At 37.0% G+C, this 4,350-nt stretch carries 1 protein-coding gene; it reads left to right on the top strand.

Annotated elements, in window-relative coordinates; all coding sequences use genetic code 11:
• Positions 1-4,350 (top strand): glycoside hydrolase family 70 protein (locus tag K5Q12_RS07050; protein ID WP_220743113.1); only part of this gene is annotated, 4,350 nt, incomplete at both ends.

The following is a 4,350-nucleotide window of genomic DNA, read 5'->3' as shown; positions in this document are numbered from 1 at the left end:
GAGTCAACAACAGCTCCTGTTAAAACGACTGATGTACCAAGCAAGTCAGTCGTACCAGAGACCAAAACTAGTATTAACGCTTCAGATGCAATCAGTAAATTACAAGAAAAACAGTTTGAAAAAGCCCCTGATTCGGTTCCCGAAACTATAACTGGTGGGCGTTATATTTTGAAAGATGGCTATTACGTTTATCTGGACAAGAAAGGGAAGCAAGTTGTTGGCCCTAAAAACATTGATAATCATCTCCAATATTTTGATGAAACAACGGGCAAACAAGTTAAAGGAGATTTTCGTAGTGTTAACGGTAAACGTATTTATTTCAATGCTAACTTAGGTTACGCAGATGATTATACGACCGATGTTGCTGGTAAGTTAGTTGGTTACGATTCTAATGGTAATCGGGTAAAAGAAGGCTATGTTACTAACAGTCAAGGAAAAACATACTACTTTAATAACCAAGGCGAGGCGATTATTGGTTTAAAAACTGATAACAACAAGACGCAATATTTTGGTCCCGATGGTGCGCAAGTTAAAGGTGCTTTTCAACAAGTTAATGGAAAAAACATTTATTTTGATGCTCAAACTGGATACGCTAGACAAAATGTAGAATTTTTGGATGGTACAGCAAAAGGATTTGATGAGCAAGGAAATCAGATTAAAAGTGGTATAGCCACTGATTTGTCAGGTAATGTTTACTATTTTGATGCTAGTGGAAAGATGTTAACGGGCGTTCAAAATATTGATGGTAAGCAATATTACTTTGATGAACAGGGACACCGCAGAAGAAACTATGCAGGTGTATTTAACAACGAATTTATTTACTTTGGTTTAGATGGCGTTGGGCAAAGTGTCATTGAATACCAGTTTGAGAAAGGATTAACTTCACAAAACAGTGATGCTACAAGTCATAATGCTGCAAAGTCTTATGATACCAAAAGTTTTACTAACGTGGATGGTTTTTTAACTGCTAATTCATGGTATCGACCTACCGACATTTTAAGAAATGGCACAAAGTGGGAGCCTTCGACAGAAACTGATTTTAGGCCACTGCTCATGACTTGGTGGCCTGATAAAGAAGTGCAGGCGAATTATTTGAACTATATGTCTGCGCTAGGACTGGGTGATCAAAAAATATATACGGGGGCCTCGAGTCAATTAGACTTAAATAATGCTGCTTTGATGGTTCAAAAAGCCATTGAAAAAAAGATTAGTCTTGAAAAAAGCACAAAATGGTTAGACGATTCCATTAAAAGCTTTATTAAAAGCAAACACCAAGATATTCAGGGAAACTTGGTAGATACCAACCCACGGTGGATGATTGATAGTGAAACAGGCTCTACTAACCATTTGCAAAATGGGGCGTTTATCTTTACAAATAGTCCCTTAGTTCCTGAAGCAAATGCAGCAGAAGGTAACCGATTAATTAACAGGACACCTAGTCAACAGACGGGAAATCATATATCATATGCAAGCCAACCGTACAGCGGAGACGATTGGGGATATGAACTATTATTAGGCAATGATGTCGATAATTCTAATCCTATCGTACAAGCTGAACAACTAAACTGGATACATTATTTGATGAATTTTGGGACGATAACGGCGCCTCAGGATCCAGAAGCACATTTAGCTAATTTTGATAGCATTCGAATTGACGCAGTAGATAATGTTGATGCTGACTTATTACAGATTGCCGGCGATTATTTTAAAGCTGCTTATCAGGTAGGAGAAAACGATAAAAATGCGAATCAACACATTCACATTTTAGAAGATTGGTCTCCTAATGACGTTTGGTATAACCAACAAGTTAATGGTAATAGCCAATTAACTATGGATGCCACGATGCAAAACCAATTGTTAGCATCATTAACGAGACCCATTACTAGTAGAGATCCTATGAAGAGTTTTACTAGAGATGCTCTGCTAGTTCATCGAACTGCTGATAATTCTTACAATCAGGCCGTACCCAATTACAGCTTTATTCGAGCTCATGATAGTGAGGTTCAGACAATAATTGCCCAAATTATTTCTGATAAGCATCCTGATTTATATCCCACTGTTGATAAGGCTTTACTGGCTAAGGATAGTGCCCTCTACGACGAAGCTTTTAAAGAGTATAATGCTGACATGAACAAGATTTCTTCAGAAAAGCAGTATACGCATAATAACATGCCCAGTGCTTATGCCATTTTGTTAACTAATAAAGATACTGTGCCAAGAGTCTATTATGGTGATTTATTTACAGATAATGGTAAGTATATGGCTCATGAAACGCCTTATTACAATGCCATCACGAGTTTGCTTACCGCACGTACCAAATTTGTATCAGGTGGACAATCGCTTTCCGTAGATAAGAATGATGTGTTAACTAGTGTCAGATACGGAAAAGGTGCGATGTCTGCAACGGATAACGGTAGTTCTGACACACGTAATCAAGGCATTGGTGTTATTGTCAGTAATAATCCTAATTTGGATTTAAATAACGATAAAGTGACTTTGAGCATGGGGATTAGTCATGCACATCAAGCATACCGGCCTTTATTATTAACTAACAGTCAGGGAATAGTAGCATATGCAACAGACAGTAAAGTACCACAGAATCTTTATAAAACAACTAATGATAAAGGTGAATTGACGTTTGATGCATCAGAGATAAAAGGTTATGATACTGTTCAGACATCTGGTTACTTAGCTGTATGGGTACCGGTAGGCGCTTCTGATGAACAAGATGCTAGAACCATAGCCAGTACTGAAAAAAATAATGATAATTCTGTTTATCATTCTAACGCTGCATTGGATTCTCAACTTATCTATGAAGGATTTTCTAATTTTCAAACTGTCCCATCCAAAAATGCTTCGGCAGATGAATATGCCAACGTTATTATTGCAAAACATGCTGCAGACTTTAATAAATGGGGTGTTACAAGTTTCCAAATGGCGCCACAATATCGATCAAGTACTGACGGCTCATTTTTGGACGCAGTAGATACTGTTCAAAATGGTTATGCGTTTACTGACCGCTATGATTTAGGATTTAATGCAGCAGATGGTTCTAAAAATCCTACAAAATACGGAACAGATGAGGACTTAAGAAATGCCATTAAATCTCTTCATGCTCAGAAAACATATGATGGTTCAAGTATACAAGTAATGGCTGATTTTATTCCTGATCAACTTTATAATATGCCTTTGGAACAAGCAGTTTCTGTCATTAGAACAGATAAATACGGTGTTAATTCAGAAAATCCAGATATTCAAAATATTATTTATGCTGCGAATATAAAAAGCAGTGGCACTGATTATCAATCAATATATGGTGGAAAGTATTTAGCTGAGCTACAAAAAAATCCATTATTTAAATCATTGTTTGATCGAATACAAATTTCTACTAAAAAAACGATTGATCCGAATACTAGAATTACACAATGGTCCGCTAAATATTTTAATGGTTCTAACATTCAGGGAAAAGGGATCAACTACGTCTTAAAAGACTGGGCATCTAATAAGTATTTTAATGTTTCTAGCAACGATGATATGTATTCTCGTCTGCCCAAGCAGCTTATGAATCAAGAGTCAAATACTGGGTTTATTGTTGATGATATCGGTATAAAGTACTATTCAATTAGTGGCTATCAAGCAAAAAACACATTTGTTGAGGATGGGAACGGAGAGTGGTACTATTTTGATAATGACGGGTATATGGTGAAATCCACTGAAGAGAGTGGCCCTTTAAAAACTGTGAACGCATCTTCTAAGAAATATTATATTCTGCCAAATGGTGTTGAAATAAGGAACAGCTTTGGTCAAGATGTTCAGGGAAATACCTACTATTTCGATGCACGTGGTGAAATGGTAACCAGTCAGTATATTTCAGATGACACACAAAATATTTACTATTTCAATAACGATGGTACGATGGCAAAAGGTTTAATACAATTAAACACGAATTTGCAGTATTTTGGCACAAATGGTGCCCAACTTAAAGGCGCCTACGTGCACGATATATATTCTGATAAATGGTACCAGTTTGACGCCGGATCAGGTAATGGACGTCAATTAACACAACGACCTGATGATGTTAATGTTAACAACTTTATTAGTATTGATTCGTCGTCGAATATTGGAGTTAACACAGACTACACTGCCTACATCACTAGCTCATTACGAGAAGATGGCTTATTTGCTAACGCACCTTACGGTGTTGTAACAAAAGACCAGAATGGTAATGATCTCAAGTGGCAGTATATTGACCATACTAAACAGTACGAAGGGCAACAAGTGCAAGTCACGCGTCAATACACTGACAGTAAGGGTGTGAGCTGGAACTTAATTACCTTTGCTGGTGGTGAT

Source organism: Leuconostoc palmae (assembly GCF_019656075.1).
Classification (GTDB): domain Bacteria; phylum Bacillota; class Bacilli; order Lactobacillales; family Lactobacillaceae; genus Leuconostoc; species Leuconostoc palmae.
Note: the sequence above shows the minus strand (reverse complement) of the source record. Positions and strands in the feature narration are given on the sequence as shown.